Here is a 26,296-nt window from a genome sequence, read left to right as displayed (position 1 = left end):
GGGCCGAAACAGGTGGAGACTTAGGGAGCGTTCCGCAAAGCCTCAAGGGTCAACAGAGCAGCCTTTTCTGAGGAGGCCGAAAGCAGGGATCACACGGCCTGAGCGTTGCGGGCACTGAAGATCAAACCAACCAGCCATTCCTGATGGCCATTGATCATCGGGTTGGGCACGGCCACCGCCAAATCCAGTGCGGGCTGGCCATTCTGGGTTTCCTGCGTCAGAACCCGCACTCGCCCCTGCGGCAGGTCTTCGATCAGCCAGGCGTGATGCACATCCAGACGATGCTCTGCATCTCCCTCGACCCAGCCGTGCCACGCTAGCCGCGCCGGAGCCCCCGGGCGGGGCGGCTCACATTCGGTCACTTCCGCCTCGACCGGAAAACCAAAGGTGGTAAAGCGGAACCGTGCCCCCTTGCCCAGTTCCGGGCCAGAGCCATCATGGAAACGAACATCGGCCACATTGCTGTAATAAGTCGGCCAAACATCGGTATTGACCAGATACGGCCAGATATCGGCACAGGAAAGATCGGCCTCGATCACCTCGTTCGAGGCAAAATTGTCACTGAAACCGGGAAGATAGCCATCCGGCCAGATGATGCTGTTCATGGACATTCTCGTCATGTCGGGGCCTGCTGGACAGGCCGTTGAAGCGGATGTCGGTGACAATAGGGGATGCCATGATATAAAAAGAAATCACCATCAAGGATCACAGGCATCAGAATGCGTGATATCAAGACACTTGACCTTAATCTGTTGAAAACCCTCGATGCCTTGCTTGACGAGCGCAGCGTCACCCGCGCTGCCGACCGCCTCGGCCTGACCCAGCCTGCGGTCAGCGGCATGCTGACCCGCCTGCGCCACAGCTTTGATGACCCCCTGTTCGTCCGCAGCCAGCGCGGCATCATCCCCACCCCGCGCGCGCAAAGCCTCGCCGGGCCGGTGAAGCACCTGCTGGCCGACGCCAGCGCCCTGCTCCGGCCGATGGCTTTTGATCCGGCAACGGCGGACTTCAGCGTTTCCGTCGCCGCAACCGACTATGCCGTGCAGGCGGTGATGCTGCCGTTTCTGACCACCCTGCGGCATTTGGCCCCCGGTGTGCGAGTGGCCGTGCGGCCCGTTGATCCCCTTGCCCTGTCCACACAGTTTGAACGTGCCGATGTCGATCTGGCCCTAATCACCCCCGACAGCGCCCCGCCCGAACTGCACGCCCGTCGCCTGTTCGATGAAGACTATGTGTGCGTCCTGCGCCATGGTCATCCCGATACACCGCCCCCCGGACATGCGCTGTCGCTGGACCGGTTTTGCGCCCTTGACCATGCGCTGGTCTCCTATGCCGGACAGCCCTTTCGCGGCATCACCGATGATGCCCTTGCCGCCATCGGTCGCCACCGGCGGGTGGTTCTGTCGATGACCAGCTTTCTGGCCTTGGCGGCCGTCCTGCAAACCACCGACCTGATCGCCGTTGTTCCCCGTCGTCTTGCCTGTGATATCGCTGGCCTGATCATCACCGAACCTCCCCTGCCAATTGCAGGCTTTACCAAACTCGCCGTCTGGCACGACCGCACCCATCGTGCACCAGAATACCGCTGGGTCCGCAGCCTGCTGTTCGATGTGGTCGCCGGAACCGGAGCCGCACGGCATACCGGAGACCGCACGCCATGACGCCTCCTGTTCCTGTACCCTCGTCAGATGACAACAACCATGGCATGCGCGTCCTGCCGATCACCCAGGCAACGGCAGCGACCTTCCCCGACCTGTTCATCCAGTTGACTTTTTTGTGTTTCGTCCGGACCGGCAGCAAGCGCATCCTCTGCCCCCTGACCGGCGAGATGATCGCCCACGAAGGGGATTTGATCCTCTTTCCGTCCGGCTCCGTCGTGACGCTGGAAAACCGCCCGCTGATCAATGCCGACTATCGTGCGGATGGCGTGTACTTTCCCCACGACATGGTACGAACGATTTTCCCCGACAGCAGAGTGGACAGCGAACCACCAGGGATCCAGATCATCCGGGCCGATCCCCTGCGCCCGCTGGAGCTGTTGACGCTGATTGAGGAAACACTGGGCAACGCCACCCTGCCGCCGCCCATCCGCCAGCACCGCCTGCTCGAACCGCTGATCTGGCTGCGCCATCATGGTATCCGCCTGTCGGTGCAGGATGAAGAAGGGCCGCTGGCCCGCTTGCGCTCCCTGATCGAGACCGACCTTGAGCGGCCATGGCGAGCGATGGACGCCGCCAGACATTTTGCGATGAGCGAGCCAACCTTTCGCCGCTGGCTGGCCAGATCGGGCTACAGCTTCGCCAGGGTGCTCCACCATACCCGGCTTGAGAACGGTCTGGCCCTGCTGCAAAACACCCGCACGCCGATCGCGCAGGTCGCCCTGGAGTGCGGCTTCAAAACCCCCTCGCACTTTTCGGATTCGTTCAAGAAGAGATTTGGCCTGAAGCCCACTGCTATCCGCTCCCCCGCAGAATGATCGTTTTTCGACAGTTTTTGAGCGAAGACCGGAAGCGGAAGGCCCGACCAACCCGTATGCTCAGGCCATCACGGATCACACAGAGGAAGAGCATCATGCGTGTTACATCTGTCGTTGTCGGCCTTGCCCTTGCTGGCGCGCTCGCCACCCCGGCCATCGCACAGGACTTCAAACTGACCAGCCCGTCTGTCGCCGAGGGCGCTCCGTTGTCCCCGGCTCAGGTCTTCAAGGGCTTTGGCTGCGACGGCGGCAACACCTCGCCGCACCTGTCGTGGAGCAATGCCCCCACAGGCACCAAAAGCTTTGCCGTCACCGCTTATGATCCCGATGCCCCGACCGGCTCTGGCTGGTGGCACTGGAACGTGGTGAACATCCCGGCCACCATTTCCGAATTGGCCGCCGGGGCCAGCGGCTCAAAGGCTGTGCCCGCCGGAGCCAGCGAGTTGAAAAACGATTACGGCGTCGCCGGGTTCGGCGGGGCTTGCCCGCCCCCCGGCGAAGTCCACCGCTATGTGTTCACCGTCTACGCTCTGGGGGTCGAAAAGCTCGATTTGCCGCAGGATGCCAGCAATGCGCTGGCGGGCTTCATGGTCCGCGCCAACAGCATCGGCAAGGCAAGCATCACGGCGGTTTACACCCGCTGAGGCCCTGTGCGGCGCGGCGGAGAGCGGGGAGGAGGGAAGGATTGTGGAGCGCTGCTCCACACCTCGCTGGGGCCTTCAGGCCCCAGGCCCCGTTTTTTCAGGCATCAGAGTGTGGGTGGGCATACGCCCCCTTCCAGCAGGGGCGGACAGCCCTACTGGCGTGAGGAGGCAACGCACGCGGTCAAAGAGGCCGCAAAATTTTCCGTTGTTTCAATCCACGCCCCCGTGAGGGGGCGACACGCGAGACAGGCCACCACGTGAACCATTAGACGTTTCAATCCACGCCCCCGTGAGGGGGCGACAACGCCGCCCCGGATGCCGGGCAGAAAAAAACGGGTTTCAATCCACGCCCCCGTGAGGGGGCGACGGCCCCCACTATAACAATCTGATGCTGCAAAAGAAAAGAGGCTTGTTGCGCGAACCTCCGGCCTTTTTCCGTAAAAATATATGTACACATATGATATGAAAATGAAAATCAAATATTTTCAATGACTTGGAGCAGCGCGAACCTCCCCGGACAGAGGAGACGGCACTCCAGTTCTGGAAACGGGCGACCAACCGAACCCGCCCGAGGCCCGCCCTCAGGTTTTTCATTTATAATCAAAGGAATGGGGTCTGGGGCCGACCGGCCCCAGCGAGGTGTGGAGCAGCGCTCCACGGTACTGTCGCAGACCGAGCCCCCCAAGGCTCACGACACGCTTGGGGTTCGCGCGGCGATCCCGCCCACCCCTCACCAGATCAAGGGGCCGTTCAGGTCGGTCGCCGGTTTGGCACCGACATGTTCCACCCGGCGCTGCCAGTTTGCCCCCAGATGGTAATAGCGCAGACTGTCGCAGTCGGGGTTGATGATGCCCTCCAGACGGCTTTTCAAGGCCACCCACTGCGCCGGATCGACCTCGATTTCAAAGACAGAGTATTGCACCCGCTGCCCATAATCCTGACAGGCTTTCGAGACGGCCCGCAGGCGGCGGGCTCCGCCCTCATCGGAGGTTTTCACATCATAGGTGACCAGAACCAGCACCGCAGCCCCCTTGCCTTATTTCCACAACCATGACGGATAGGCGTCCAGATCGCCGCGCAGATGGCGGGCGAGCAATTGGGCCTGTAGGTAGGGCACCAGTCCCAGCGGAGCCTTTTCCTGCAAGAAGGGATGCATCCGCTCTTCCTTTTTGCGCTCCTGCCAGGCGGTCAACACCAGCTTGCGCGCCTCATCGCTCAACAGGACCGCCCCGCCCTCGCGCACGGTAAAGTCACCGGCGCGCAATTGGCGGCGATTGAACAGTGACAGCACCAGACGATCCACCAGCACGGGCCGCAATTCTTCCATCAGGTCGAGGGCCAGACTGGGTCTGCCGGGGCGGTCGCGGTGCAGGAAGCCCACCGCCGGATCAAGCCCGACCGCTTCGGCGGCGCTGCGGCAGTCGTGGGTCAGCAGCGTATACAGGAACGACAACACCGCATTCACCGGGTCCAGCGGCGGACGGCGTGAGCGACCCCGGAAACATATCTCGGGGTCAGGAGAGCGGAGCATTGTATCAAAGGCCCCAAAGTACCGCTGGGCGGCCTCGCCTTCGCAGCCCCGCAACTGGTCCGTATCCAGCGCCGTCGCCGCAACATGGCGCATGATCTGCCCCAGACGCTCGCCGGCCTGCTGTAAACAGTCCTGCTGCTGATCGGTCAGGCTGTCGCCATGGTCGCGCAGCGCCCGCAACAGCACTGATCGTTGGTTGGCGATTTTTCCCAGCACGATCTCGTCCGGCTGGTCGCTGGCTGCATACTGGGCGCGACGCAGCAGGACGTTCCCGCTCACCGGGCCTTCAATGCGGGCCTGAAACTTTCCTGACCGCTCCAGAATGACGATGGTGATCCCGCCTTCGGCGCACGCTCCAATCAACGGCGGCGACAAATACAGTCCACCGAACACCACCACCGAAGCCAGCATATGGAAGGGAACCCGCCCTCTGGTTTCCCCCTCCACCTCGATCACCAGATTTTCGCCGTCCTTGCGTAGACTGGCCCCTTCGGTGGTGACATAAACGGTATTGAGCAGCTTTTTCATCGCGTATCCCCGGTATCGTCCTCTGCCAGCATCGCCGCCACCGCCACTTGCCGCCAGTCATCGACCGAACGGCGGACAATCGACGGACGACAGAGTTCGATCAGGGAGCAGGACCGGCAGCGGGTCAGCTTTGCCGGAGGCGGTGGCGTCTGCAACGAGGCGAAGACCGCCGCCAGATCGGCGATGGTTGCCAGCGTCAAGCGGCGCAACGCCTCATCAAACGGAACGGTTTGGCGCCGTTTGGTTTCGGCATAGTACAGCGCGCCCTCGGGGACCGGACGCCCGGTCATCTCCTCCAGACACAGGGCCTGCGCGCACACCTGCACCTCGTCCGCCCGGTGCAGCTTGGGCTTGCCGCGCTTGTACTCGACCGGGAACGGCGTTTCGCCGCCGTCCGCCGCTGGCAGGAACTCGACCAGATCGGCCACGCCCGCCAGATTGAGGCCGCGATGGGTCAGCGGTAACGCCTGCACCCGCCGCACGCCACGACCGGCGCGGCTGGCCGGTTTGTCAACGACGGCGTGCAGGACATGACCTTCGGCGGTAAAGCGGTTGTCGTCCCACTGGCGTTCCAGATGGATCAGCGCCGCCTGCCGCAGGCAGTACACCGCATGCTGGAGAGCCGACAGCGGGATCGGCTCTCCCTCTCTCCCTCCGGCGGGAGTCATGCGTTACAGCCGTTCGATCAGCTCGACCCCAGTCGGCAGGCCGTCGCGGTCAATCTGGACGAGGTAGTCGGAAAAGGCCCGTGCAGGCGGCAGATTGTCGAGACCCCGTTCGCCCGGCAGGCGGAATTCGCCATCGACATTGCGGCCAACGCGCACCCGGTCGAACAGTTGATGTGCCGGAGCATTGCCCAGCGCCGTTTCATGTTTGAACACAATCAGTTTGCGGGTGGTCATTTCCCCCCGTGCCGCCGAGTGGTCATGTTCAAACATGTTGGCCAGCGCCTCGAACAGCAGTTCCTTGTCCTGCTCGCCAAAGCCGGTGCGCTCCGACAGCTTGGCCGAAACGAAGCCGTGCGCCCGGTACAGGCCATAGGGAACGATATGCTTGCGCCCCATGGTGCGGTTGTCGCTGCGCTTGGTGTCGTCCTTTTCCTTTTCGCTGGTCGCCGCCATGCGGGTGATGGTGATTTCCAGCGGCATGATCGGTTCGATCGAGCGGGCAAAAGCCATCTGCACCGGCCCGCGCACCTGACCGCAGTTAATCCCGGTCCCCATCACTGCGCCAAAGGTGCGCACGTCGAAAAAATTATCGCACATGAACTGCCGCAACAGGATGGCTTCGGCGTCATCCTTGGGGGTCAGCTTGTCGCCGGTGCTCTGCTCCGAGCGGATTGCCTTGTAAGCCTCGCGGTGCTTTTCGTTCAGGACCGCCCCGTCCTGCACGTAAATCGCATGCCCCGGCTGGCCGTCGCGGGCGAATTCCACATAGTTGCGGATTTTACGCTTCAGGCTGACGTCAGACACCAGACCATGGTTGGTTTCCGGGTCCATGCGCGGCAAGTTCCCCGCATCCGGGTCGCCGTTCGGATTGCCGTTGATGACTTCGAACAGCACCACAAAATCATAGCGATTGGTCAGGCCACTCATGACGCAGCATCCTTTTGCTCGGTATCGGATTTTTTGAAGAAGCGCTGATGGTAATAGCCCAGAGCGAACAACGCCTGTTCGGCGCTGGACAGCGTTACCGGAAACGGATCAGCCCCCGGCGACATCCGCCCCATGATTTCGCCAATATCCTTCTCGAGATTCACCCGATAGCCCGGGCTGTCCTTGCCCAGACGAGACAGGTGCGGCACCGCACCCTTAGCCAACGCAGGAAACACCCGCCGTGGCTGGGCCGAGGCCGCACCGTAATATTTATCCCTGATGGTCGAATTCAGCTTGTCGCCGAGGGCCGCCGACTGCACGCGTTCATAGACCGCAAACAGCCGCCCCAGCAGATAGCCCTTGTTGTCGTTGTCCGGGTCGAATGCCACCGGCACCTCCTCGTTTTGACGGTTGAAATTACGCAGCAGCAACGCCTTGAGAATACCGACCCGCAGGGCGTTGATCTCGCCATCGGCGCGGATGCGCATCAGCACGGTGGCAAACAGGGTCTGCGGATAGGGGGTGCCGGTCAGGATCGAGCGCATCCAGTTGCCCGCCAGCAACGGCGAGATGTTCTCTTCCTTGCCCAGCGCCGCAGTCTCGCGCAGGTATTGCCACAGTTGTGGCACCTTTTGCCGTGGCCCCGGCTCGACCCGGATATCGTCCAGAAACCGCTGGTAATGGTCGATCAGCGCCCCAAAGGTATCTTCCAGATAGAACCGGACTGACAGGCGGGCCGCATTGGGGGCCAGCCCCAGAACATAAAACCGTACCTTGTCCGACAGTGCAGGATTAAAGGTGGCAATCCGCTCACCCTGCCGCACCTTCTCCAGAATGTCCCCGACCGCTCGGCTCTGCTTGTCTTCATCGACCGATGACAGAAAGCTGCCGAACACACTCTCGGCCTGCTCCGCCAGCTCGGCATCACTGGCATCGGCCCAGAACACCGTCGAAGCATCGCCAATCTGCACCCGATGGCCGCTGTCACGGGCCAGAAAGGCGTTCAGCACGGCGGTATAGCGGGCCGCCACCGCCTCGGACACCGGAGCATTCGCCCCCTGCTCGTGACCATAGGAGGTGAAGGCGTCGAGATTGAACGACACCAGTGACGCCCCGGACGACTGCGCCCCCCATACGCCCTTGATCGACGGATGCAACCGCGCCACCGGTGCGCGCTCGCCAGTCACCAGACAGATCGCGCTTTCACCGCTGTCATCGGCGGCCAGCCGCGCCCACAGGGCTTTCGCTGCCGGACGGTCGTGTAAAAACAGCCGATGGCGTTCGTCTTCCAGTGCGAACACCACGTTCTGGTCTTTCAGCTCCTCGGGCCATCCCAGAGCCTCGTAGTGTTCGGGCCGCCAGTTTTGCAGGAATAGCAGCAGGGCATGCAGACCGATATCATTGCTGCCCGCCAGCGCGGTCAGGTGGCGATCAACAAAGGCCTCATGTTCCTGCGCCAGCCGCTTGCCATTCCCTGCCGTCACCCCCAGCACATAAGATGTTTTGTCCCACAGAAAATTCGGCTTCACGCCTGCCGTGCGCTTGACCGCTTGCGGCACCCCCATCACACGCGGGACCGGCTTCTTTTTGCTGACGTCCCGCAAATCATGCAGCCCGGCCACCGAGCCATCGGCATTCAGCGAAATGCAGCAGGAAATCTTTTCCGACGAAAAGCCACCGGTGGGCAACGCCCCGCGCTGCTCCATCCGTTCACCAATGCGGTTCAGCGATGATAACAGCGTCATCGGCAAATCTCCGCCGCACCGGGTTGCGGGATATTGACCACCCCGTTGGTCATCGTCGCACGAAAGAACATCGCCGACCGTTCCGCCGAGGCATGGTCGATATCCCACAGCATATAACCAAGCTCACGGTCTTCGGTGATCGCAGGCGGCATGGCTTCGGCCGGGTCCAGCAGGCGGAAACGGGCGTCGAACTCCCGCGTCCCCAGACAGGGCTGGTGGAAACATTGCCCGCGTTCGGCCCGGCGATTGAAAATATCGAGGTGCTTGCCTTCGTTGTCACCGTCTCCGGCCCGGCTGGTCATCTCGAAATGCGCCTCGATCACATAGGCGACATTGGTCAACACCGTCGAGGCCCGTTGCTGGCGGTCCTGATCACACAGCAACCGCAAGCCGTCCAGGCTCCGGTGTTTCAGCGCGCTTTTGACCTTGTTCACCGGCACCTTTTGGCCGACCTCGTTGCGGCGGATCGACTGAAAGCGGATCGGTTCCAGCACATGAATCCGGTCAATCACCCAGCGAATGGCCGGCTTCCAGTGAATGGCCTCCAGAATGCCGCGCGCCGCCGATGGCGTCATCACGTCATAGGACACCCGTTCAACCTTCATTTCCGGGCGGGTAAAGCAGGCATAGGGGCCAGAAACGTGCAGCTTTATGCCATAGGGCATCGCGGGGCATCCTCCCTAAAAAAATGAATCACCAAGATAATCGGCATCTTCCCACCGCAGGCCGATGGTCGTTTCATAAAGCTTTGGGGTTTGCAGAACGGGAAACTGCTGCCCGCGCAGATCAGGTGCCACAAACGCCACATGGCCGTTTTCAATCAGCCGCCCCCGGTCGCGGTCTGGAACCTGCACGATATAGGCTTGTAATTCCCGCGCCAACATCCCCGACGGGATTTCCGCAACCGACAGCTTTTTGATGGCCTCGTCCGCCCGCGCATCAAAGGGGATGATCACCGGCACCAGCGCCGTTGAAATCATGCGAAACCGCTCGGCGACCGAGCGATAGGCGAAGTCCACCCCCGATCTGTCAATCCGGAACGCTGTCAGAATCTGTTCAGCGTCCAGACCATCCCCTTTTTGCCAATAGACCTCTTGAAAATAGGCCCGAATGGCCGCCGGAGACAGCCAGTCCTGATGCCGGGCCGCCACATGGCGAAAAGCGGCGATCAACGGCGCAAACGCCTTCAGCGGCGGAGCCTCGGCGGGCTGGAAAATGCTCACCACACTGTCATCCGTGGGCCGCAGCCCCTCGCGGTTGCAGCGACCAGCCGCCTGGGCAATCTGGTCCAGACCAGCCTCGGCCCGCCAGACACGCGGAAAGTCAACATCCACCCCGGCCTCAATCAGCGACGTCGCCACCACCCGGCACGGCTGGTCCGTGCGCAGCCGGTCACGCACATCGGCCAAAATCTGCCGCCGGTGGGCAGCGCACTGGCGGGTGGTCAGGTGGACCATGCCCTCCAGCCCCTTTTTCCCGCCCAGTTCAAACACCTCCAGCGCATGGCGACGACCGTTGACGATCACCAGTCCCTGCGCCGCCTCGGCCAGTTGCTCGCACAGCTGTTCATCGCTCAGCACCCCCGCATCATGAAACCGCACCCGGCGCAAGCGTTGCGCCAACTGCGCCGGATCAGGCGCCAGTTCCCGCCCGGCCACATCCAGCCCCATCAGCGCATCCGCCGGATAATCCTGCTGGTCGAGCGCCGGTTGCGTTGCCGTACACAGCACAATCGTGCAACCGTAATTGCGCGCCAGTTCCTTCACCGCCAGCACCGACGGCTTCAGCAAGCCCAGCGGCAGGGTCTGGGCTTCGTCCAGAATGATGATGCTGCCCGCGATATTGTGCAGCTTGCGGCACCGTGAAGGCCGGTTGGCAAACAGGCTCTCGAACAATTGCACGGTGGTGGTCACGATCACCGGCGCGGCCCAGTCGGCCATCGCCAGCCGCAGCTTGTCTTTGGCCTCACGCCCGATGATCGTCGGTTCATCGAGTGCCGAATGATGTTCCAGCACCACCTCGTCCCCCAGAACCTTGCGAAAAATGGCCGCTGTCTGGTCAATGATCGAGGTAAACGGAATGGCGTAAATGATCCGCCGATGGTCGTGGCTGGCGGCATGGTCCAGCGCAAAACCGAGCGACGCCAGTGTCTTGCCACCGCCGGTCGGGACGGTCAGGGTAAACACCCCGGCAGGCAGGGTCGCCCGTTCCCGCACATGGGACAGGATGGTCCGGCGCAGGGTGTTCACTTCGCTGTCCGCCTGCGGCGTGCGGTCAAAAGCCGCCATGTGATCGTCAAACCGCTGACGCAAACCGGCGAGGCAATCCCGCAGCGCGGGCCACTGGCGGTCGGCGGTCGTGCCGTCAATCCGGCCATAAAAGGCCTCGGTATCCTTGAAATCGGCATCGACCAGAGTGGAGAACAGCATCCGGCCCAGAAATGCCAGCTGGAACCCCGGTACCTGTTTGTCGGGCGTGAAGTTCGCGGGCAGCAGGTCGACAGCCTCCAGCGGGATTTCATCGCGCCACTGTGGTGCCAACCGGGAGGTATCACACTCCGCCAGCCGGTCCTTCAGGCCCCGCCCGTTCCCCATGCCCAACCAGTCGGGCAGCCCGCCATGATGACCGGCAATGGCATAGGCGAGGATTTGAACCAGCAGGCGGTCTTCAGGTTTGGTCATCAGCAGGCCAGACACAACCACCGCCCCCGGCGTTGCATGGTCAACGCTGTCGCTGGCGCCTTCCAGCCTGCGCTGAAAGTCCAGCAGGTACTTTCCGATATCGTGCAGAATTCCAGCCAGCCATGCAGCGCGTTCGCCACCGAAAACGGCAGCAAACATGCTCGCCAGACGGGCAACCGCAAACAGGTGTCCGGCCAGCGTCTGCCAGTCCTGTTTGCTGGCATCCGTCGTCGAATGGGCATAGAAAATCATGCAGATCACCCCCATAAGATGTTCAGGCTAAGGGATAATCCGCACAGGTTCAAGGCCGAAAACGTGTATCCATCCCACCACCACCCGCAAGGGATAGGGGTGGACATCCCGCCTCCGCCAGCACGGATTCCCGCCACCCCTCTGCTACCAAACACCCGCTCTGTTTTCCCTTGCCCACCCCGCAAAGTGATGTAGTATCCCTTTTCTCTGCAGTCCATTTTTCTCGCGGACTCCCGAGACTGTCGTGTGTTCTCCTGCAACTGTCAGATACCGTGATTCAGTCCTACTTTGACACCGTCCAACTGGTCGAACGCCTGCACCGCCACTTTCTGGACGTGCTGCGGACCGAGCTGCGCCGCCTGAGCATCGAAGACATCAATGCCGTTCAGGCCCTGCTGCTGGCTAACATTGGTGCCGAAGACGTGGTGATCCGCGACCTGAAGGACCGGGGATATTACCACGGCTCCAACGTCAGCTATAATATCAAGAAGCTGACCGAAACCGGCTATCTCGAACAGGAACGCTGCTCCCACGACCGCCGCGCCATCCGCCTGAAGCTGACCGACAAGGGCATGACCCTGTGCGATCACATCCGCGAGCTGCAAACCTATCTGTCCGACGAAATGGGCAAGACCGGGCTGTCCGCCGCCCAGATGGATAGCGCCATCCATACGCTGGAAAGCGTCGAGCGGACGTGGACCGACTTCATCCGCTACGGACGCCGTCCGGGCTGAGGGTTTTTAGAGGAAAACACGGTCGTGGAGCGCTGCTCCACACCTCGCCGGGGCCTTCAGGCCCCGGACCCCGTGAGTTTTACGCTTGCCGCAGGTCGCATCAGCCCCAGCCGTCAAAATCAAATACCCCCTGCGTGATCGCGCAGGGGGTATTTGCTGTGACAGGCGCGGTGTATCCGGCGGGGGTTAATACATGCCCCGCGCCCCCGTGAGGGGGCGACATCCTCAATTGGGCGCTTGCCGGGTATGTGGAGTGGTGCGTTTCAATCCACGCCCCCGTGAGGGGGCGACTTTGCCTTAAAGCCGGAACTGGATCTGCCCGGCGTTTCAATCCACGCCCCCGTGAGGGGGCGACCCAGGGTGATGGCCGACGCCATGGCCAGCGGGCAGTTTCAATCCACGCCCCCGTGAGGGGGCGACGGCTGTTCGCATGACACAGGGCAGTTTTGCGCCTGTTTCAATCCACGCCCCCGTGAGGGGGCGACGGATGGGAGACGGCCTTCATCGGCCTGCCTCCCAGTTTCAATCCACGCCCCCGTGAGGGGGCGACTGGCGGTGCGGGTATACATCCGCACCAGTCACAAGTTTCAATCCACGCCCCCGTGAGGGGGCGACCGACCCAGACGATCCCCCACGACCCGGATACCGGCGTTTCAATCCACGCCCCCGTGAGGGGGCGACCGGCGGTCTTGCCGCAGGCCTGAATCTGCTTGACGTTTCAATCCACGCCCCCGTGAGGGGGCGACGGCCACCACTATAACAAACTGTTTTCATTAAAGAAAAGAGGCCTCTTGCGCGAACCTTGGGAATACTTGTGCATAATGATATGTACGCATACATTCACAGAATCAAAATCCTTATATTCCAATACATTACCTCAGCGCGAACCTCCCGGGATTTTCTGACACGCTTGGGGTTCGCGCACCCTGCCGACATGAAAATGCCGCAGGGGATGATACCGGTCTGGCATCATCCCCTGCGGCTCGATCATTTTTACCCGGTCACAGCCGCGCCGTCATGGAGCACGACCTGAAAAAACGGGGTCCGGGGCCTTCAGGCCACCCCGCTGCCCTGCAACGCCGGGTCCGCATCCAGCGCATAGCCCGCGGCGCGCACCGTGCGGATCAGGTCGCTTTCGGTATCGCCGTTCAGCGCCTTGCGCAGGCGGCGGATATGCACATCCACGGTGCGCGGCTCGACATAGATATCCGGGCCCCAGACGGCATTCAGCAGTTCTTCGCGCGAGAATACGCAGCCCGGGTGCTCCATCAGGAATTGCAACAGGCGGAATTCGGTCGGGCCCAGATGGACATAGCGCCCGCCACGGGTGACCCGGTGGGCGGTCAGGTCCATGCTGATGTCTTCAAACCCCAGCGAGCCCTTGTTGGTGGCCGGTTGCGCCCGCCGCAGCAAGGCCCGCACCCGCGCCATCAATTCCGGCATCGAGAATGGCTTGGTCAGGTAATCGTCGGCACCGACATTCAGGCCACGGATCTTGTCCTGCTCTTCGCCACGGGCGGTGATCATGATGATCGGCACATCGCGGCTTTGCGGACGGCGGCGCAACTGGCGGCAGACCTCAATGCCCGACATCATCGGCAGCATCCAGTCGAGCAGGATCAGGTCGGGATTGTTTTCCTCGACCACTGTCAACGCTTCTTCACCATCCGAAGCCTCACACACCCGGAAACCGTCTTTTTCCAGGTTGTAGCGCAGCATGGTCATCAGCGCGCTTTCATCCTCAACGATCATCACCAGAGGCTTCATCGAACAGCTATTCCCTTGAGGGCATCAGGCAAAGGCCCCACGTCGGCCCTTGCCCATGATGCGACAAAACAAAACCCAAAGCACCGGAAAAGAGACCGGGGCGGCTACGCCCCTGTCTCCGGCATCGGCATCTCATCGACCGACGCACCTTTGGGGCGGGGCAACAGGATTGACTGCCCCTTGACCAGAAAATGGATCGTTTCCGCAATGTTGGTGGCGTGATCACCGATGCGCTCGATATTCTTGGCAATGAACATCAGGTGCGTGCAGGCGGTGATGTTGCGGGGGTCTTCCATCATATAGGTCAACAGCTCGCGGAACAGGGCCATGTGCATGGCATCGACATCTTCGTCCCGGTGCCAGACCGCCAGAGCCTTTTCCACGTCGCGCTCGACATAAGCATCCAGCACGTCGTTGATGATCTGCTGCACCATCCGCCCCATGCCGGGAATGCCAGCCACCGGCGTAACCTGTGGCAACTGGTTCAGCACCATCGCCCGCTTGGCGACGTTGGCGGCATAGTCGCCGATCCGTTCGATGTCAGCCGAGATTTTCAATGCGGCCACAATCGACCGCAAATCGTCAGCCATCGGCTGGCGCAGGGCAAGCAGGCGGACGGTCAGGGCATGGACTTCCTTTTCCATCTCGTCAACTTTGCTGTCCCCGGCAATCACCCGCGATGCCAGATCGGAATCCCGGCGGGTGATGGCGTGGATGGCGCTGGCCATCTGGGCTTCGGCCAGTCCGCCCATGCGAACGATAACATTGGTAAGCTGGGTCAGTTCGTCTTCAAAAGACTGAACTGTATGTCCATCATGTGCGCCCACGGCGAACGTTCCTTATGGCGTTGCAGACCGGCAGCAAGGAGCCGCAGCGCAGCCCCCCGCGCCAGATGTTGCAGGGTCCATCAACCAAAGCGGCCAGTGATATAGCCCTGCGTCAGCTTGTGCAGCGGATTGGTGAAAATCTGTTCGGTGTCGTTGCACTCGACCAGATTCCCCAGATGGAAGAACGCCGTCCGCTGGGACACGCGCGCCGCCTGCTGCATCGAGTGGGTGACGATCACGATGGTGTAGTTCTGGCGCAGTTCGTCGATCAGCTCTTCGATCTTTGCCGTCGCAATCGGGTCGAGGGCCGAACAGGGTTCGTCCATCAGGATCACTTCGGGCGACACCGCAATGGCGCGCGCGATGCACAGACGCTGCTGCTGACCACCCGACAGGCCGGTCCCCGGCTGGTCGAGGCGGTCTTTCACTTCGGTCCACAGACCGGCACGTTCCAGCGACGACTGAACCACGTCGTCCATCTCGTCCTTGGTCGAGGCCAGACCGTGGATGCGCGGACCATAGGCCACGTTTTCATAGATCGACTTGGGGAACGGGTTCGGCTTCTGGAACACCATCCCGACACGGGCGCGCAACTGCACCACGTCAACCTTGCGGGCGTAGATGTCTTCGCCATCCAGGGCAATCAGGCCGGTGACCCGCGCCCCGTCGATGATGTCGTTCATCCGGTTCAGCGAGCGCAGGAAGGTCGATTTACCGCAGCCCGACGGGCCGATAAAGGCGGTGACTTCGTTGACCTTGATGTCCAGCGACACACCCTTCAGGGCATGCTTTTCGCCGTAATAGACGCTGCAATCGCGCGCCGACACCTTGGCGTCTTCACCGGGGCCGACCAGCGGCGAACCGGCGGTGCCTTCGCTGCGGGTGGCATCCGGACGGGCGGTTTCCGGGGTGCGGGTCTGTTCGGGAGTCATCGTTTCAACCATCGCCATTGTCTTACCAGCGCCTTTCAAACTTCTTGCGCAGCAGCACAGCGGCCGCGTTCATCGTTACCAGGAATGCCAGCAGCACCATGATCGCCGCCGAAGTGCGTTCGACAAAGGCCCGTTCCGGGCTGTCGGCCCACAGATAGATCTGCACCGGCAACACGGTGGCGGAGTCCATCGGGGTCATCGGAATGTCCACCACAAAGGCCACCATCCCGATCATCAGCAGCGGTGCGGTTTCGCCCAGGGCATGCGCCATGCCGATGATGGTTCCGGTCAGCATGCCCGGCATGGCCAGCGGCAGGACGTGATGCAGGATGGTCTGCAGCTTGGAGGCCCCAAGGCCCAGAGCGGCCTCGCGGATCGACGGCGGCACCGATTTCAGGGCAGCCCGGCTGGCAATGATGATGATCGGCAGGTTCATCAGGGTCAGCACCAGACCGCCTGCCACCGGGGCCGAGCGCGGCATGCCAAAGAACTGCAGGAACACCGCCAGCCCCAGCAAGCCGAACACAATCGACGGAACCGCCGCCAGATTGTTGATGTTGACTTCGATCAGGTCGGTCCAGCGGTTTTTGGGAGCAAATTCTTCCAGATACACCGCCGCCGCGACACCGATCGGAAAGCTGAGGGCCAGCGTGACGATCAGGGTATAGAACGACCCGACCGCAGCGCCCCAGATTCCCGCCAGTTCCGGCTGGCGCGAGTCCCCTTGCGTGAACAGGGCGGTGTTGAAGTGCAGGCCAATGGTGCCCATCGACACCCAGCGGTCATAGATGCCGATCTGGAAATCGTTCACCTTGCGCTCGGCTTCCGCGACGGTCCGGTCGATCTGCCCTTTGTGCAGCATGTCGATGTCCGACGCCACCGGCACCTGCAGGGTGACCTTCTGGCCGATCAGGGCCGGATTTTCCGCCAGCGCATCGCGCAGGGCATAGGCTGCCCCGTCCGACACCATTCCGTACAGATCACGCCGTTCCTTGCGCCCGGTCACATCCGGGAACATGTCGCGCAGCGAGGCCTTGATCTGTGCCTGATAGTCGGCGCGGTTGAGCGCCGCCGCATCGCGGTCATTGCCAATCCCCAGTGCTTCGCCCGAGGTGGCGATGGTCAGTTGCAGTTCGGTCTGCACAAAGGCGGTGTAACCCTTGCCGATAATGGTCACGAACAACAGCACCAGCATCACCAGGGCCAGCACGATCGCCCCCGCCCCATAGGCCCGGAAACGGGCCTCGGAACGATAGCGGGACTTCAGCCCGGCATTGACGGTTTCAGAAATCCGGGACTGTCTGGAAAGAATGTCTTTTTGGGAGGTGGTCATTTCGACCTGCTGCTCTGCGGTTGCCATTATTCATACTGCTCCCTGTACTTGCGAACGACGTGCAAGGCAACAACGTTCAGCGCCAGCGTCACCATGAACAGCACCAGTCCCAGCGCAAAGGCGGCCAATGTCTTGGGGCTGTCAAATTCCTGGTCACCGACCAGCAGGGTTACAATCTGAACGGTCACGGTGGTCACGGCTTCCAGCGGGTTCACCGACAGGTTGGCCGACAAACCGGCCGCCATCACCACAATCATCGTTTCACCGATCGCGCGCGATACTGCCAGCAGCACACCGCCGACAATCCCCGGCAGGGCAGCCGGGATGATCACCCGCTTGATCGTTTCGGACTTGGTTGCGCCCAGACCATACGATCCCTCGCGCATTGAATTCGGCACGGCAGTAATCACGTCATCGGACAGCGAGGACACGAACGGCACGATCATGATCCCCATCACGATCCCCGCCGCCAGCGCACTTTCCGACGACACATCCAGCCCGATGCTTTCGCCCAGACCACGGAAGGCCGGAGCCACCGTCAGGGCGGCAAAGAAGCCGTAGACCACGGTCGGGATACCAGCCAGAATTTCCAGCAGCGGCTTGACCACCGCCCGCACCTTGCGCGGGGCGTATTCGGCCATGTAAATCGCTGACAGCAGGCCAACCGGCACCGCCACCGCCATCGCAATGCCGGAAATCAGCAGCGTACCGAGGAACAGCGGCACCGCCCCGAACGCCCCGGACGACCCCACCTGATCGGCACGCAGAGCCATCTGCGGGCTCCAGTCCAGACCGAACAGGAAGTCGGTCACCGGCACCACCGCAAAGAACCGCATGCTTTCAAACAGCAACGACAGGATGATCCCGACGGTGGTCAGGATGGCGACCATCGAGCAGGCAATCATGAAGCCCCGGATGATCATTTCCACCCGGTTGCGCGCCCGGAAATCGGCATGAATGAAGCGGAACGCCCAGGCTGCCCCGGCAACAGCCAGTGACAGCACCACCACCGCCATGGCGGCGTAACTGGTCTGTTGCAGGCTTTGATAGCGGGCCGCCGCGTCCTGAATATAGGCATTGGCCGTCGAGGCGACATTGCCCGCTGCCGTATTGCGGATATCGTTCAGCAGCAGCTCGAGACGGGCCACGCCCAGCGGCGAGCCATCGGGCTTTTGCAGCATCTCGGTGGGCAGGGCGCCCAGCACCAGATGTTTCAGAATTGTCGGTTCCAGCGACAGCCAGACAGCCAACAGGATCAATGCCGGTCCGCCACACCACAGGGCCACATACAGGCCGTGATAGCCCGGCAGACTGTGCAGGCGGCGTGCATTTCCTTCGACGACCTTGATCGACTGCCCCCGCCCAAAGCGGAAACCGACCACGGCCAGCACCAGCACAACCAGGATCAAAGCGAGACTTTGCATGAACTGCGCGTTCCCCAGATAAGGCCCGTCCGGCATGCCGGAACGGTGATACAGACAAAGTGCGGAAAAAAGGGTTCTGAATGTCGGCTTTCTGCTACCGCATTATGATACTGACAGAAAGTCTTTCCTTTTCCCCGCACCGGTCCCCCGCCACATCATCAGCAGGCGCACCAGAGCGGCAGGAAGCCCGCAGGCTCCCCGCCGTCCGGTACACGGTCAGGAAACCTTAGAGGTCGCCAGCGGTCAGCGTCTTCAGCTTGGTCGCGGCTTCCTTGTACTTGGCGCGCTCGGCGTCCGGCATCGGGATCAGACCCTTGTCAGCCAGATAGCCTTCCGGGCCCCAGGCCTTGTCCGCAGTGAATTCGTTCAGGTATTCCTGAATGCCCGGAATGGTCCCGATGTGGGCCTTCTTGACATAGAACTGCAGCGGACGCGACACCGGGTAGGCACCCGACGAGATGTTGTCGAAGGTCGGCTCCTTGCCGTCAACCTTCGCACCCTTGATCTTGTCGGCGTTTTCTTCGAGGAACGAGTAGCCAAAGATACCGACGGCGGTCTGGTTGGCACCCAGCTTCTGAACGATCAGGTTGTCGTTTTCACCGGCTTCGATATAGGCGCCGTCTTCGCGCACCGACTGGCACTTTTGCTTCAGGGTCTTGTCGTCGCCAGCGTCCTTCAGGGCCTTGGCGGCCGGCAGCTTTTCGCAGGCGGCATCCATCACCAGTTCGGTGAAGGCGTCACGGGTGCCCGAGGTCGGCGGCGGGCCGAGGACTTCGATTTCTTCGTTCGGCAGCGACGGGTTGATGTCGCTCCACTTCTTGTAGGGGTTGGCGACCCACTTGTCGCCCTGCGGAACTTCCTTGGCCAGCGCCATGAACAGCTGCTCGCGGGTCACGTCGAACGCCGGGGCGGCCTTGGCATTGGCAATCACGATCCCGTCGTAACCGACGCGGACTTCGACGATGTCCTTGACGCCGTTCTTGTCGCAGGTTTCAAATTCCGACTTCTTCATGCGACGCGAGGCGTTCACGATGTCCGGGTGCTCGGTGCCAACGCCAGCGCAGAACAACTTGATGCCGCCGCCCGAACCGGTGGACTCGATCACCGGGGTCTTGAAGCTGGTCGACTTGCCAAAGTTTTCGGCAACGACGGTGGAAAACGGGTAAACAGTCGAGGAACCGACGATACGGATCGTGTCACGGGCTTCGGCAGCGCCAGCGGTGGCAACGGTCGCCAGCACGGCAAGGGCGAGGGTCTTCTTCAGCACGGAGGCCTCCAATCGTTGCGCCGACCCTGTGGCCGGGCGCGTCCAGTGAATTCCGGTAAAGCGCGTCAGGAAGGTCCATTTCCTGTCGGCTTGTTGCGAGGCACACTGTAGCGACGGACCGAGACGCCCTTGTGACAGAATGATGAAAGTTTGATGACAGTGACAGCCGCGAGGCATTTTTCTGACAGGCCGTCACATTTTTTTAACAGGAAAAACAATAAGATAACAGAAATGGCGGAAACAGGATCGCCCCCGTTTCCGCCATATCCCTGTCACAAACCGAAAAGGAGATGTCACAATGCCCCTTGTGAACCACAGGGCGCGCACATCCCCTGCACCGTCAAGGCAGGTGATTACCGCAGCGCAGCAATGTTGGCCGCATAATGGTCCGGTCCACCCTTAAAGGCCGCACTGCCCGCCACCAGAACCGTCGCCCCGGCATCGCGGCACAGTTTGGCCGTTTCGGCGTTCACCCCACCGTCAACCTGAATGTCAATCGGACGCTCGCCGATCATCGCCTTGATCCGGCGAATCTTCTCGACTTGCGAATGGATGAAGCTCTGGCCGCCAAAGCCGGGGTTCACCGACATCACCAGCACCATGTCGATCTTGTCCAGCACGTATTCGATCACGCCTTCCGGGGTGGCCGGATTCAGCGACACGCCGGCCTTCTTGCCCAGACTGCGCACCACTTGCAGGGTACGGTCAAGGTGCTTGCCCGCTTCGGCATGGACGGTGATGATGTCCGCACCGGCATTGGCGAAGTCCGCCAGATAGCAATCGACCGGATCAATCATCAGGTGCACGTCAAACACCTTTTGCGAATGCGGGCGCAGTGCCTTGACCACCGCCGGACCGATGGTGATGTTCGGCACAAAGTGGCCATCCATCACGTCGATATGAATCCAGTCAGCGCCAGCGGCATCAATGGCGCGCACTTCCTCACCCAGACGGGCAAAGTCCGCCGACAGGATCGACGGGGCAATCAGAGTGCTCATAAAGGGGGCTCCCGTTTGTCCAGAGCAACAATTGAAACGTGGGCCTGACCCCACAAGACACGGCAAAAAGAAAGCAGGATCATGGAGCGCTGCTCCAAACCTCGCTGGGGCCAGTCGGCCCCAGACCCCATTTTTTGATCATGAAAGAAAAATGGCAGGTCTGAGCCTCATCACCCCGGAACAAAAACAGGCCGCCGGATATTCCACCAGCGGCCTGTTCCTGTTTTACAACGCCTTACTGAACCTTGGGGTCCAGCGAGCCGCTGGCGTAGGCCGCAGCCATCGCATCCAGCGGCAGCGCCTTGATCTTGCTGGCCTTGCCAGCAGCGCCAAAGCGTTCAAAGCGGTCGATACAGACCTTTTCCATCGCCGCCATCGCCGGCTTCAGGTACGAACGCGGGTCGAATTCACCCGGCTTTTCGGCGAAAATCTGACGGATCGCACCGGTGATCGCCATGCGGTTGTCGGTGTCGATGTTGATCTTGCGCACGCCGTACTTGATGCCTTCTTCGATTTCTTCCAGCGGCACGCCGTAGGTCTGCGGCATTTCGCCACCGAACTTGTTGATGATGTCCTGCAGGTCCTGCGGCACCGACGAGGAGCCGTGCATCACCAGATGGGTGTTCGGCAGACGGGCATGGATCGCCTTGACGACGTTCATCGCCAGAATGTCGCCGGTCGGCTTGCGGGTGAACTTGTAGGCGCCGTGGCTGGTGCCGATGGCAACGGCCAGCGCGTCAACCTTGGTGCGGGCCACGAAGTCGGCGGCCTGGTCCGGGTCAGTCAGCAGCTGGGAGTGGTCGAGGGTGCCTTCGAAGCCGTGACCGTCTTCCTTGTCGCCCTGCCCGGTTTCCAGCGAGCCGAGGCAGCCCAGCTCACCTTCGACCGACACGCCGACCATGTGCGACATTTCGACCACCTTGGCGGTCACATCGACGTTGTAGTCGTAGGAGGCCGGGGTCTTGGCGTCGGCTTCCAGCGAGCCGTCCATCATCACCGAGGTGAACCCGCTCATCACCGCCGAGGCGCAGGTGGAGGGCGAGTTGCCGTGGTCCTGGTGCATACACACCGGGATTTCCGGGTACATTTCGCTGACCGCCAGGATCATGTGCTTGATCATGATGTCGCCAGCGTACTTGCGGGCGCCACGGCTGGCCTGCAGGATCACCGGAGCATCGGTCTTGCGGGCAGCGTTCATGATGGCCAGCACCTGTTCCATGTTGTTCACATTGAACGCGGGCATGCCATAGCTGTACTCGGCGGCGTGGTCGAGGAGCTGGCGCAGGGTAATAACGGCCATAATGCTGTACTCCAAGGGCGTCTGGAATTATCAGGGAAGCGCCACAGGCCCCACCTTTTCGGGCAGGGCCTGTGGCCGGGTATCTTTTAGGCGTTTTGCTTCAGGCGCGCCACTGCAATATCAGCGACCGCTTCGGCAGTGATGCCAAAATGCTTGTACAGTTGATCCGCCGGGCCCGAGGCACCGAACGAGGTCATGCCGACAACCGCGCCGTCCAGACCGACATAGCGTTCCCAGCCAAAGGTCGAACCGGCTTCGACGGCAATGCGCAGGCCATCGCCCAGAACCGCCTTGCGGTAGGTGGTCGGCTGGGCATCAAACAGCTCCCAGCAGGGCATCGACACCACCGCGGCCTTGATGCCGACGGCGTTCAGCAGGACCTGCGACTTCAGGGCCAGCTCGACTTCCGAACCCGACGCCAGAATGGTGACGTCGCGCTTGCCGTCTTCCGGCTCGGACAGCACATAGCCGCCCAGCTGGCAGAGGTTTTCCTTGGTGTAGGTGCGGACGGTCGGCAGGTTCTGGCGGCTGAGGGCCAGGAATGACGGACCATGGGTCCACTGCAGGGCCAGCTGCCAGCATTCGGCGGTTTCGATCGGGTCAGCCGGGCGGAACACACGCAGGTTCGGCATGGCGCGCAGCGAGGCCAGATGTTCCACCGGCTGGTGGGTCGGGCCGTCTTCGCCCAGACCGATCGAGTCATGGGTCATCACATAGATCACCCGCTGTTCCATCAGGGCGCTCATGCGGATCGACGGACGGCAGTAGTCCGAGAACACCATGAAGGTGCCGCCGTAGGGGATCAGGCCGCCGTGCAGGGCGATGCCGTTCATGATCGAGCCCATGCCGTGCTCGCGCACGCCATAGTGGATGTAATTGCCGGTGAAATCGGTCGGCAGGACCGACTTCATGTCCTTGGTGATGGTCAGGTTGGAGTGGGTCAGGTCAGCAGACCCGCCAACGATCTGCGGAATGGTCGGAACGACCGCTTCCAGCACCATCTGGCTGGCCTTGCGGGTGGCAACCTTCGGAGTGTCTGCGGCCATCTTCTGCTTGAAAGCGTCAATGGCGGCGTCGGTGGCGTCGGGGATGCGACCCTGCAACGAGGTCACGAAGGTCACCTTGGCATCCGCCGGCAGGGCGTCAACGCGCTTTTCCCACTGCAGACGCTCGGCGCTGCCACGGGTGCCAGCGGCACGCCAGACCGACAGGATGTCGTCGGGAACCTCGAACGGAGCATAGGGCCAGCCCAGCGCGTCGCGCATGCCAGCCAGTTCCTTGTCACCCAGCGGCGCGCCGTGGGTCTTTTCCGAACCGGCCAGCGTCGGGGCGCCCTTGCCGATGGTGGTCTTGCAGGCGATCATGGTCGGCTTGTCGCTGCTGCGGGCCTGTTCCAGCGCCGCCGCAATCGCCACCGGGTCATGGCCGTCGATGGCGATGGTGTTCCAGCCCGACGCCTGGAAGCGCAGGATCTGGTCATCGCTCTGGGCCAGCGACACCTTGCCGTCGATGCAGATTTCGTTGTCGTCCCACAGCAGGACCAGCTTGTTCAGCTTCCAGTGGCCAGCCAGCGAGATCGCTTCCTGCGACACGCCTTCCATCAGGCAGCCGTCACCGGCGATCACATAGGTGAAGTGGTCAACCACCTCGCCGCCGAAACGGGCGGCCAGCATCTTTTCGGCCAGCGCCATACCGACCGCGTTGGTGATGCCCTGCCCCAGCGGGCCGGTGGTGGTGTCAGCCATCTGGATGTGGCCGAATTCCGGGTGCCCGGCGGTGACGTGGCCCAACTGGCGGAAGTTTTCCAGCTCTTCGCGGGTCACATCGCGGTAGCCCAGCAGATAGCCCAGCGAGTACAGCAGCATCGAGCCGTGACCCGCCGACAGCACAAAGCGGTCACGGTCGGGCCAGCGCGGCTGATCCGCATCGAACTTCATGAAGCGGGTGAACAGCACCGCTGCCACGTCGGCCATGCCCAGCGGCATCCCCGGATGGCCGGAATTCGCCTTTTGCACGGCATCAGCGGACAGAAAGCGAATGGCATTGGCAAGTTGGGCGTGGCTTACGGTTTCAGAAGTCATGGTCAATGTTCCCGGCTCACTCGGCATCAGTTGGATGGGACTGGGTGTGTTAAATGGCATAATGGCCCATGGCAGCCTTCACCAGATGGTAGGTGATCAACAACTGCGACAGGGCCAGCGGGTGCGACATGCGGGTTTCCTGACTGGCGTCCATATACTGCCCAAGGTTGGACCGCAAGTGGTTCGCTTCGGGAATCAGGTTCCACAACAGATCCTCCATCGCCTTTGCCCGCTTGTCATCCACGTCGCCTTCGATCTCCAGGACGTCGACGGGCTTGCCGTCAATATCACGAGCAAGCTCTAGCCGGATACCGTTTTTTGACCCCTCGACAATCGGCGTCAGGTCGGGATGCGGCAGGGTCGGGCGCAGCGTATGGCGGGCATTCAGGTAAGAGGCAGTATCCTTGTCGTCTTCCTCGGGTTCCCCCAGAGACGACGCCACAGGATGGCGAAAAGACAGCACCAGATCGGCAAAGGTTCGTTGCGGGCGGATAAAGGTAATACCATCACGCAACCGCTTTTCGATTTGGCGGCGCACTTCATCGGCGGTGTAACCGCGCTTGCTGACGTCGCGCTGCATTTTCCACGCCGCCCGCAATTCTTCCTGCGGTTCGAGGTACAGCTTGACGTCATAGCAGTCCCGCATGGCGCGCGTGGAATAGCCCAGCAGGCCCTCGACGATCATGTATTCGCCCGGCTCGACATATTCCGGCGCGTCCAGCGTGCCGTTGGTATGGTTGTAGACCGGCTTCAGGATCGGACGCCCGGCGCGCAGCAACTGGATGTGCTGCTCCATGATGTCCATATAGTTGCCCTTGGGATCCAGCGCCGACACGCCGCTGAGGGCCCGTTCCTCACGGGAATAGCGGTGATAGTCGTCGGTGCAGATCATCGTCACCCGCGATGGCCCGAGGATCGAGGCAATCCCCTGCGCCAGAGTGGTCTTACCGGCACCAGAGTCGCCGACAATCCCCAAAATCACCGGACGGTTAAGCTTGCGGTTCTTTGGCATGGCGCTCTCCCCGCTCAGGCCCGGCTGTGGCTGGCGGCATCAGCGCCCGGCGGAACGCCGAGGGGGCCGAGGGGGCGGCTGCGATGATAGGTGGTCAGGATCTGGCGCTCGGCCGACTGACCGCAAATCATCAGGGTCTGGGTGCGGACACTGCTGCCTCCTTGCCGCTCCACGCCTTGCAGCAACAAGCCGGTGGTGATACCGGTGGCACAAAAGAACACCTTGTCCGAGGTCACCAGCGTCTCGCAGGGCAGCCAGTCGGTGGTGGAAATCCCCGCCGCCTTGACCGCCAGACGCTCGCTGTTAAGCTGGGGATTCATCCGCCCCATGAATTCTCCGCCCAGCGCGCGGATGGCGCAGGCGGTCATGATCCCCTCCGGGGTTCCCCCGGTGCCCATCAGGCAATCGACGCCTGAATCCGGGATTGCCGCCATCAGCGCCCCGGCAATGTCGCCTGCCGGATAGAGCAGTACTTTGGCTCCGGCGGCATAAATCTCCTGCACCAGATCACGGTGGCGCGGCTTTTCCAGCACGAACACCGTCAGGTCAGACACCGCCTTGCCAGTTTCCCGTGCCACGGTTGCCAGTTTGTCAGCCACCGGTGCCTGCGGATCGATTTTGCCCTTGACCTGCGGCGGCCCAACAAATTTTTCCATGTAAAAACAAGGGCCTGGCTGCAACATTGCCCCGCGCGGAGCCAGCGCGATCACCGCCAGCGCATTGGTCATACCGCTGGCGACATAGCTGGTGCCTTCGACCGGATCGACCGCAATATCAAACTGCACTGGCGCTGCCGGATCACCGATCTGCTCGCCGACATACAGGCTTTGACCCTGTTCGCGGTTGCCTTCGCCCAGAACCACCATCCCGTTGATCGGCAGGCAATCCAGCTCGGCCCGCATGGCAGCGGTGGCGGCGCGGTCGCTTTGTTCCTTGTCGCCCTGCTCGATCCCGGCAGAGGCGGCGCGGGCAGCGGCTTCGGTGATGGTACGCAGGCCATAGGTGAACAGCGGCGCCCGCGGGCGGCGGGACGCACCAGTCTTGCCAGCCTCACCAACAGCCGGAGCCGCATTCGAAGCGTCGCTATGGAAAAGCCCGTAGGGGTCCATCGACCACGGCATCACCGCATCCCTTTATGACTGTCGCAAAAGTGGGCGGGTGATAGCGTA

The 26,296-nt window shown here is 61.9% G+C and carries 23 protein-coding genes and 1 CRISPR repeat array; of the genes, 4 read left to right on the top strand and 19 right to left on the bottom strand.

The window, feature by feature from the left end:
- Positions 1 to 89: 89 nt before the first annotated feature.
- On the bottom strand, positions 90 to 605 hold the full coding sequence (locus BW995_RS14900; protein ID WP_217696103.1) for an SRPBCC family protein: 516 nt from the start codon (positions 603 to 605) through the stop codon (positions 90 to 92).
- A gap of 114 nt (positions 606 to 719) precedes the next feature.
- Here BW995_RS14900 and BW995_RS14895 point away from each other — a divergent pair, with 114 nt between their 5' ends.
- From BW995_RS14895 to BW995_RS14885, 3 genes are all read left to right on the top strand, one after another.
- A complete protein-coding gene (locus tag BW995_RS14895) occupies positions 720 to 1,661 on the top strand; it encodes a LysR family transcriptional regulator (protein WP_076401189.1) in 942 nt (313 codons plus the stop codon).
- The gene (locus BW995_RS14890) at positions 1,658 to 2,476 is read left to right on the top strand and encodes a helix-turn-helix transcriptional regulator (protein WP_175617087.1); all 819 of its coding nucleotides are present in this window, start codon (positions 1,658 to 1,660) and stop codon (positions 2,474 to 2,476) included. The genes BW995_RS14895 and BW995_RS14890 overlap by 4 nt, the downstream gene beginning before the upstream one ends.
- A gap of 95 nt (positions 2,477 to 2,571) precedes the next feature.
- Positions 2,572 to 3,120, top strand: a complete 549-nt coding sequence (locus BW995_RS14885) for a YbhB/YbcL family Raf kinase inhibitor-like protein (RefSeq protein ID WP_076401187.1) — start codon at positions 2,572 to 2,574, stop codon at positions 3,118 to 3,120.
- A 730-nt stretch (positions 3,121 to 3,850) separates the two neighbouring features.
- On the opposite strand, the gene cas2 is transcribed toward BW995_RS14885, so the two are convergent.
- The 7 genes from cas2 to BW995_RS14850 are packed head-to-tail and all read right to left on the bottom strand — an operon-like array spanning position 3,851 to position 11,452.
- On the bottom strand, positions 3,851 to 4,141 hold the full coding sequence (gene cas2, locus BW995_RS14880; protein ID WP_076401186.1) for a CRISPR-associated endonuclease Cas2: 291 nt from the start codon (positions 4,139 to 4,141) through the stop codon (positions 3,851 to 3,853).
- 15 nt (positions 4,142 to 4,156) lie between these two features.
- Positions 4,157 to 5,179, bottom strand: coding sequence for a type I-C CRISPR-associated endonuclease Cas1c (gene cas1c, locus BW995_RS14875; protein WP_076401185.1), 1,023 nt, complete (start codon positions 5,177 to 5,179; stop codon positions 4,157 to 4,159).
- Positions 5,176 to 5,847, bottom strand: a complete 672-nt coding sequence (cas4, locus tag BW995_RS14870) for a CRISPR-associated protein Cas4 (protein WP_076401184.1) — start codon at positions 5,845 to 5,847, stop codon at positions 5,176 to 5,178. The genes cas1c and cas4 overlap by 4 nt, the downstream gene beginning before the upstream one ends.
- Positions 5,848 to 5,850: 3 nt before the next feature.
- Entirely contained in the window at positions 5,851 to 6,774 is a 924-nt protein-coding gene (cas7c, locus tag BW995_RS14865) for a type I-C CRISPR-associated protein Cas7/Csd2 (RefSeq protein ID WP_076401183.1), read from the bottom strand.
- Entirely contained in the window at positions 6,771 to 8,519 is a 1,749-nt protein-coding gene (cas8c, locus tag BW995_RS14860) for a type I-C CRISPR-associated protein Cas8c/Csd1 (RefSeq protein ID WP_076401182.1), read from the bottom strand. The genes cas7c and cas8c overlap by 4 nt, the downstream gene beginning before the upstream one ends.
- Complete coding sequence (gene cas5c / locus BW995_RS14855; RefSeq protein WP_076401181.1) at positions 8,516 to 9,184, bottom strand: type I-C CRISPR-associated protein Cas5c; 669 nt, start codon at positions 9,182 to 9,184, stop codon at positions 8,516 to 8,518. The genes cas8c and cas5c overlap by 4 nt, the downstream gene beginning before the upstream one ends.
- 15 nt (positions 9,185 to 9,199) lie before the next feature.
- A complete protein-coding gene (locus tag BW995_RS14850; RefSeq protein WP_245821477.1) occupies positions 9,200 to 11,452 on the bottom strand; it encodes a CRISPR-associated endonuclease Cas3'' in 2,253 nt (750 codons plus the stop codon).
- A 272-nt stretch (positions 11,453 to 11,724) separates the two neighbouring features.
- Between BW995_RS14850 and BW995_RS14845 the strand changes: the two genes are divergently transcribed.
- A complete protein-coding gene (locus BW995_RS14845; protein WP_076401180.1) occupies positions 11,725 to 12,186 on the top strand; it encodes a MarR family winged helix-turn-helix transcriptional regulator in 462 nt (153 codons plus the stop codon).
- A gap of 260 nt (positions 12,187 to 12,446) precedes the next feature.
- Positions 12,447 to 12,932: a CRISPR direct-repeat array (repeat unit 31 nt; unit sequence GTTTCAATCCACGCCCCCGTGAGGGGGCGAC).
- Positions 12,933 to 13,239: 307 nt separating this feature from the next.
- Here BW995_RS14845 and phoB read toward each other — a convergent pair.
- The 11 genes from phoB to glpX all read right to left on the bottom strand — a co-directional run bounded on the left by phoB (position 13,240) and on the right by glpX (position 26,248).
- Complete coding sequence (gene phoB, locus BW995_RS14840) at positions 13,240 to 13,953, bottom strand: phosphate regulon transcriptional regulator PhoB (RefSeq protein ID WP_076401179.1); 714 nt, start codon at positions 13,951 to 13,953, stop codon at positions 13,240 to 13,242.
- Positions 13,954 to 14,057: 104 nt separating this feature from the next.
- Positions 14,058 to 14,780 (bottom strand): phosphate signaling complex protein PhoU, encoded by a 723-nt coding sequence (phoU, locus tag BW995_RS14835; protein WP_076401178.1) that lies wholly within the window; start codon positions 14,778 to 14,780, stop codon positions 14,058 to 14,060.
- A gap of 80 nt (positions 14,781 to 14,860) precedes the next feature.
- Positions 14,861 to 15,712 (bottom strand): phosphate ABC transporter ATP-binding protein PstB, encoded by an 852-nt coding sequence (gene pstB, locus BW995_RS14830; protein ID WP_084194899.1) that lies wholly within the window; start codon positions 15,710 to 15,712, stop codon positions 14,861 to 14,863.
- A gap of 22 nt (positions 15,713 to 15,734) precedes the next feature.
- Positions 15,735 to 17,072 carry a phosphate ABC transporter permease PstA gene (gene pstA, locus BW995_RS14825; protein ID WP_084194874.1) on the bottom strand — a complete coding sequence of 446 codons (1,338 nt, stop codon included), beginning with the start codon at positions 17,070 to 17,072 and terminating at the stop codon, positions 15,735 to 15,737.
- Positions 17,072 to 18,469 carry a phosphate ABC transporter permease subunit PstC gene (gene pstC, locus BW995_RS14820; RefSeq protein ID WP_076401177.1) on the bottom strand — a complete coding sequence of 466 codons (1,398 nt, stop codon included), beginning with the start codon at positions 18,467 to 18,469 and terminating at the stop codon, positions 17,072 to 17,074. The genes pstA and pstC overlap by 1 nt, the downstream gene beginning before the upstream one ends.
- A gap of 226 nt (positions 18,470 to 18,695) precedes the next feature.
- The gene (locus BW995_RS14815) at positions 18,696 to 19,736 is read right to left on the bottom strand and encodes a PstS family phosphate ABC transporter substrate-binding protein (protein ID WP_076401326.1); all 1,041 of its coding nucleotides are present in this window, start codon (positions 19,734 to 19,736) and stop codon (positions 18,696 to 18,698) included.
- Between the two features lie 353 nt (positions 19,737 to 20,089).
- The gene (rpe, locus tag BW995_RS14810) at positions 20,090 to 20,734 is read right to left on the bottom strand and encodes a ribulose-phosphate 3-epimerase (RefSeq protein WP_076401176.1); all 645 of its coding nucleotides are present in this window, start codon (positions 20,732 to 20,734) and stop codon (positions 20,090 to 20,092) included.
- Between the two features lie 235 nt (positions 20,735 to 20,969).
- Positions 20,970 to 22,034: a class II fructose-bisphosphate aldolase gene (gene fba / locus BW995_RS14805; protein ID WP_076401175.1), complete on the bottom strand. Its 1,065-nt coding sequence runs from the start codon at positions 22,032 to 22,034 to the stop codon at positions 20,970 to 20,972.
- Between the two features lie 86 nt (positions 22,035 to 22,120).
- Entirely contained in the window at positions 22,121 to 24,115 is a 1,995-nt protein-coding gene (tkt, locus tag BW995_RS14800) for a transketolase (protein WP_076401174.1), read from the bottom strand.
- Between the two features lie 49 nt (positions 24,116 to 24,164).
- A complete protein-coding gene (locus tag BW995_RS14795; protein WP_076401173.1) occupies positions 24,165 to 25,127 on the bottom strand; it encodes a phosphoribulokinase in 963 nt (320 codons plus the stop codon).
- A gap of 14 nt (positions 25,128 to 25,141) precedes the next feature.
- Positions 25,142 to 26,248, bottom strand: coding sequence for a class II fructose-bisphosphatase (gene glpX, locus BW995_RS14790; RefSeq protein ID WP_076401172.1), 1,107 nt, complete (start codon positions 26,246 to 26,248; stop codon positions 25,142 to 25,144).
- Positions 26,249 to 26,296 lie beyond the last annotated feature (48 nt).

It is taken from the genome of Insolitispirillum peregrinum (assembly GCF_900156605.1).
GTDB classification, from domain to species: Bacteria; Pseudomonadota; Alphaproteobacteria; order Rhodospirillales; family Rhodospirillaceae; genus Insolitispirillum; species Insolitispirillum peregrinum.
This window is presented reverse-complemented; position numbering and strand designations above follow the sequence as displayed.

Excerpts from the sequence above, each read along its gene's own strand:
- BW995_RS14900 (WP_217696103.1), bottom strand. The coding sequence starts at position 605 with ATGAACAGCATCATCTGGCCGGATGGCTATCTTCCCGGTTTCAGTGAC.
- BW995_RS14895 (WP_076401189.1), top strand. The coding sequence starts at position 720 with ATGCGTGATATCAAGACACTTGACCTTAATCTGTTGAAAACCCTCGAT.
- BW995_RS14890 (WP_175617087.1), top strand. The coding sequence starts at position 1,658 with ATGACGCCTCCTGTTCCTGTACCCTCGTCAGATGACAACAACCATGGC.
- BW995_RS14885 (WP_076401187.1), top strand. The coding sequence starts at position 2,572 with ATGCGTGTTACATCTGTCGTTGTCGGCCTTGCCCTTGCTGGCGCGCTC.
- cas1c (WP_076401185.1), bottom strand. The coding sequence starts at position 5,179 with ATGAAAAAGCTGCTCAATACCGTTTATGTCACCACCGAAGGGGCCAGT.
- cas4 (WP_076401184.1), bottom strand. The coding sequence starts at position 5,847 with ATGACTCCCGCCGGAGGGAGAGAGGGAGAGCCGATCCCGCTGTCGGCT.
- cas7c (WP_076401183.1), bottom strand. The coding sequence starts at position 6,774 with ATGAGTGGCCTGACCAATCGCTATGATTTTGTGGTGCTGTTCGAAGTC.
- cas8c (WP_076401182.1), bottom strand. The coding sequence starts at position 8,519 with ATGACGCTGTTATCATCGCTGAACCGCATTGGTGAACGGATGGAGCAG.
- cas5c (WP_076401181.1), bottom strand. The coding sequence starts at position 9,184 with ATGCCCTATGGCATAAAGCTGCACGTTTCTGGCCCCTATGCCTGCTTT.
- BW995_RS14850 (WP_245821477.1), bottom strand. The coding sequence starts at position 11,452 with ATGATTTTCTATGCCCATTCGACGACGGATGCCAGCAAACAGGACTGG.
- phoB (WP_076401179.1), bottom strand. The coding sequence starts at position 13,953 with ATGAAGCCTCTGGTGATGATCGTTGAGGATGAAAGCGCGCTGATGACC.
- pstB (WP_084194899.1), bottom strand. The coding sequence starts at position 15,712 with ATGACTCCCGAACAGACCCGCACCCCGGAAACCGCCCGTCCGGATGCC.
- pstA (WP_084194874.1), bottom strand. The coding sequence starts at position 17,072 with ATGGCAACCGCAGAGCAGCAGGTCGAAATGACCACCTCCCAAAAAGAC.
- pstC (WP_076401177.1), bottom strand. The coding sequence starts at position 18,469 with ATGCAAAGTCTCGCTTTGATCCTGGTTGTGCTGGTGCTGGCCGTGGTC.
- rpe (WP_076401176.1), bottom strand. The coding sequence starts at position 20,734 with ATGAGCACTCTGATTGCCCCGTCGATCCTGTCGGCGGACTTTGCCCGT.
- fba (WP_076401175.1), bottom strand. The coding sequence starts at position 22,034 with ATGGCCGTTATTACCCTGCGCCAGCTCCTCGACCACGCCGCCGAGTAC.
- tkt (WP_076401174.1), bottom strand. The coding sequence starts at position 24,115 with ATGACTTCTGAAACCGTAAGCCACGCCCAACTTGCCAATGCCATTCGC.
- BW995_RS14795 (WP_076401173.1), bottom strand. The coding sequence starts at position 25,127 with ATGCCAAAGAACCGCAAGCTTAACCGTCCGGTGATTTTGGGGATTGTC.
- glpX (WP_076401172.1), bottom strand. The coding sequence starts at position 26,248 with ATGCCGTGGTCGATGGACCCCTACGGGCTTTTCCATAGCGACGCTTCG.